5 protein-coding genes and 1 pseudogene are annotated in these 3,786 nt (G+C 52.6%); 2 read left to right on the forward strand and 4 right to left on the reverse strand.

Annotation, left to right across the window (positions count from 1 at the left end):
- Positions 1-642 precede the first annotated feature (642 nt).
- A complete protein-coding gene (locus tag BG74_RS02065) occupies positions 643-1,026 on the reverse strand; it encodes a CYTH domain-containing protein (RefSeq protein ID WP_066596248.1) in 384 nt (127 codons plus the stop codon).
- Positions 1,027-1,041: 15 nt separating this feature from the next.
- A complete protein-coding gene (locus tag BG74_RS02070; RefSeq protein WP_066596249.1) occupies positions 1,042-1,335 on the reverse strand; it encodes a CYTH domain-containing protein in 294 nt (97 codons plus the stop codon).
- A gap of 33 nt (positions 1,336-1,368) precedes the next feature.
- Between BG74_RS02070 and BG74_RS02075 the strand changes: the two genes are divergently transcribed.
- The gene (locus tag BG74_RS02075; protein ID WP_066596250.1) at positions 1,369-1,605 is read left to right on the forward strand and encodes a hypothetical protein; all 237 of its coding nucleotides are present in this window, start codon (positions 1,369-1,371) and stop codon (positions 1,603-1,605) included.
- A 430-nt stretch (positions 1,606-2,035) separates the two neighbouring features.
- Here BG74_RS02075 and BG74_RS18745 read toward each other — a convergent pair whose 3' ends face one another.
- Positions 2,036-2,167 carry a hypothetical protein gene (locus BG74_RS18745; RefSeq protein WP_256364187.1) on the reverse strand — a complete coding sequence of 44 codons (132 nt, stop codon included), beginning with the start codon at positions 2,165-2,167 and terminating at the stop codon, positions 2,036-2,038.
- A 247-nt stretch (positions 2,168-2,414) separates the two neighbouring features.
- Here BG74_RS18745 and BG74_RS02085 point away from each other — a divergent pair, with 247 nt between their 5' ends.
- Positions 2,415-3,677 carry a multifunctional CCA addition/repair protein gene (locus BG74_RS02085; protein ID WP_066596258.1) on the forward strand — a complete coding sequence of 421 codons (1,263 nt, stop codon included), beginning with the start codon at positions 2,415-2,417 and terminating at the stop codon, positions 3,675-3,677.
- Here the strand turns inward: BG74_RS02085 and BG74_RS15925 are convergent.
- Positions 3,652-3,786, reverse strand: a pseudogene (locus BG74_RS15925) (undecaprenyl-diphosphatase); the annotation flags it as partial. The gene BG74_RS02085 and the pseudogene BG74_RS15925 sit on opposite strands and share 26 nt — an antisense overlap.

A 3,786-nucleotide genomic window follows, 5' to 3' on the forward strand; every position in this document is an offset into this window, starting at 1 on the left:
CGCGTCCTTGTCGCTATTCCAGCCAGAATCCCACCTTGCGCCAACGCTTGCCGATGCAAATGTTCGCTATCTTCGCGTCCTTGCTATACGATGGAGACGTAGCGCTTTCCAGTGCATAGTATAGGCCACGATCTCAGTCGGCCGATAGGCACTAAACAAGACATGAAATGCCATCAGCCGACGTTCTAGCCTTGGCAACTGTTGCAGGTGTTTCTCATCGCATAACATGCGGCCGAACGCGACCTCCAATTCCGCGCTGCGCGCGCAAGCGTCGTGTCGGTGAAGTGAACTGCTGGCGAGCGCCAGCGAGTTTTTTGCGTGTATCCTCATCGGCGGTATTCTGCCAGATACTGAATATTAGCCAGTAGGTCAGCAGCTCTAGTTTAGTTTGCAGATAGATAGGTAGATAACAGATCGCTTGGGGATCCCGCTCGTTCGGCGGCGATTAACGGCATAATACCCGTCAGCAGCGCGGTTGTCTCTTTCTTGCACCAGATTACCCATCACGCGGAAAGTCACACGTATCAACATAATACCCTCCAGCACGCCGGTCTTGCCCTGCGGCTCTCCGCGCAACCAGAGCTCTTCATGATATTGCTAATGATCCAGCGCCAGATGCAACACTGNGCTCATTCTCTCTCGTCACCGGCGCAGTAGGATCGCAGTAGGATCAAGTAGCCGCCACGGCCGAATTGCGTATCGAAGATTTCCCCACTGAAGATGATAACTACGCTCGGCCTTTTTGCCCAGCTTGCCCAAACGGAGGTTGCGAGCATAGCTCAGCGTCTTGGCGAAGGCGAATAGATCGCGAGTGTTGCCGATAAGCAACACTATTTCCAGTTCGCAAGTCGTCTCGCTTAGAGGGCCAGAACCGACTTCCCCCCGATCCAGCATGATCTCGATCTGGCTTTCACCCTGCGTTACCCGACATTTCTGGCGACCGAAATCGATGGTGAACAGAGGCTTAAGCCGCGATTGCAGCACGGCGTGATTCAGCCCCTCCGGCCACGCCTGTACCGGAGCCACGTTGCAGTTCCAGCGTCAGCCCCGGCAGCGGCATATTATATTCGAGGTTCTGATGTAATCCTTGGGGTGCTGATGTAGTCCGTCGATAACCTGCTCGGTAGTTTTCATCGTCATCTCAATTTGCCCGTCCATCTGATAAATGCGTAATCCTATACTGTGGCGGAGTAAATAAAAACCGACCGTCTCAAAATACGTATTGGTCAATTGCAGGAGCGGATGACCGTTTATGACCCGTTGCCGATAATCGCTGCCGTAGTGTGGGCAGAGTCCGGGTTGAACGATAAATTTTAACTTGATTTCTTCATTCATAGTGTTATATGGCTATACTGGTGAAGTTTACTAATGCTTAAGTTATCCCTTGATGAGATCAACCTGCTTGAAATGAAAGTATCAACGCCTAATCATGACCTCAATGGAAAAAATGACAAGCTCAACGGCACTTTTCTTACAAGGCGTGGTCCAACGTTTTTATTACTTTTGACGCGTTTTGTAATTTTCATCCCTCCCAACCGCCGCGGGTGGCAAATAGGGCGCGCCGTTAGTGGCATCAGCAACGGCCTGATGCGAGTTCGAGAGTAAGGGTGTTCTCATTTCAGACACGACGTTGCATCGTCAAACTAAAGCCACTACTATCGTGAAACCATTTATTTAAAAATTACGGAATAATTCTGAAATTACGCCATATTTACTTCACCCCAGTCGGTCTAGGTCTCACCGGCGCCGATGAGGAACATTATGTTTCCGACGACCTACTGACCTATATACATAGCAGCCCGGGCAACTAATATCGCATTGTCTGTACTTTGAATTCCGGCGACGCCATAACGCTTATCAACCAAAGCGACGACGACAGCTTCGTAATATGTGCGCGAAGAAGAAGGGCCGTGCCACTTGGATCCCGCTAGACTAGTTGAGCACTCAACCCAGTCTACGCACCTGGGTTGCCGGAGCTAGAGTAGCAGGTGCAGGATTTGACCTAAACGCTCAATACCCTCGATGCTGATTGGCATCAGAGCTCCGAAGACATGCAGAAAAAATGGCCACTAGTGATGGCGATGGCGTTATCAATAATCTCAAAGAGCAGAATCAGGCGCTGTAAGGTAAGGGTCAACTCACGACGGTACAGTAAAGAAGTCAACACGGCAGCGGTTTAGTTCGACGATAAAAATCGCACCATTATATGCAGTGTTTCATGCATGGCTGCGGCGTGGCCAGCGTTAACCTGTTGTTGGGCCTGCTGTTTCCTCATATCATTTCCCGTCGCAGAAGACAACCGCTGGATGAACTGACCCGCGCCCGCAACGCCGCCAGTGAATCGCATGCGAGATACGGCTACATTCAATGGACAGTACCGATAAAGACAACACCGGCTTTGCCAGGAGTGAATTGTGAAAAAATATCTGGTGGGTGGAGCCGTGCGTGACGGTATATTGCAGCTCCCTATCACGGAAAGGGACTGGGTCGTGGTCGGTGCGACGCCGCAAGACATGCTCGCACAGGGCTATCAGCAGGTCGGCAAATATTTTCCGGTTTTCCTGCATCCTGAGAGCCGTGAAGAGTATGCGCTGGCCCGCACGGAGCGCAAATCTGGCCAAGGGTATACGGGTTTCATTTGCTATTATTCGCCGGAAATCACGCTAGAAGAGGATTTGCACCGTCGCGATCTCACCATCAACGCCATCGCCCGCGATGACCAGGGTCATCTGATCGATCCATATCAGGGACAGCGAGATATTCACCAGCGCTGGTTACGTCATATCTCTGATGCCTTCGGCGAAGATCCGTTGCGGGTGCTGAGGGTCGCCCGTTTTGCCGCGCGTTTTGCCCATTTGAATTTTCGCATTGCGCCAGAAACGCTGGCGCTCATGAAGCACATGACCGATGAGCTGCATCTGCTGGCCCCAGAGCGGGTCTGGAAAGAGACCGAGCGAGCGCTGGCAACCCACAACCCGCAAGTCTATTTTCAGGTATTGCGCGACTGCGGTGCTTTAAAAACAGTGTTCCCAGAAGTGGATGCGCTGTTTGGCGTCCCCGCGCCGGCTAAGTGGCATCCGGAAATTGATACCGGTATTCATACCTTGATAACGGTATCAGTGACGGCCCGGCTATCGGACGATATCGCAGTACGTTTCGCCGCGCTTTGCCACGATGTGGGCAAGGCGCTGACCCCGCGCGAATTGTGGCCCAGCCATCACGGCCATGGCCCGGCTGGTGTGAAAGTAGTGGCAGAACTGTGCCAACGTCTAAAAGTGCCTAATCCTCTACGTGACTTGGCGAAGATCGTGGCCCAATATCATGACCTGCTGCACAGTGCTGAGAGCCTGACACCGAAGACGCTAATAAAATTGTTCATCGCCATTGATGTCTGGCGCCGTCCGGAGCGTCTGGAGCAAATGATCCTTGCCAGTGAAGCCGACGCCCGCGGGCGTAGCGGTTTTGAAAACCATCCCTATCCACAGGGAGACTTCCTGCGCGAAGCATTCCGCGTGGCTGCGTCGGTTACCGCTCGCGACGTTATCACGGCGGGATTCAGCGGTGCCGAGATTGGAGAGGAGCTCACCCAGCGGCGCTTACAGGCCCTAGCCAGTTGGAAGCAACAGCAGGAAAGCAGCGCACTGAAACCATTCAGGACTGAACCGCTGCCAAAATAAAGCGATAGATGGCAAACTTCACGAACGAGATGCGCTTGATAATTTGCAGGAAAAATTTGATGGCGAACACTACCATGAAGGCGGTGACGAAGCCGATAGCGAACATCGG

Origin of the sequence: Sodalis-like endosymbiont of Proechinophthirus fluctus, assembly GCF_001602625.1 — a bacterium.
Lineage (GTDB): Bacteria > Pseudomonadota > Gammaproteobacteria > Enterobacterales > Enterobacteriaceae.

Bases quoted from the DNA above. Each gene is read 5' to 3' on its own strand.
- BG74_RS02075 (WP_066596250.1), top strand. From the start codon at position 1,369: ATGCTTAAGTTATCCCTTGATGAGATCAACCTGCTTGAAATGAAAGTA.
- BG74_RS02070 (WP_066596249.1), bottom strand. From the start codon at position 1,335: ATGAATGAAGAAATCAAGTTAAAATTTATCGTTCAACCCGGACTCTGC.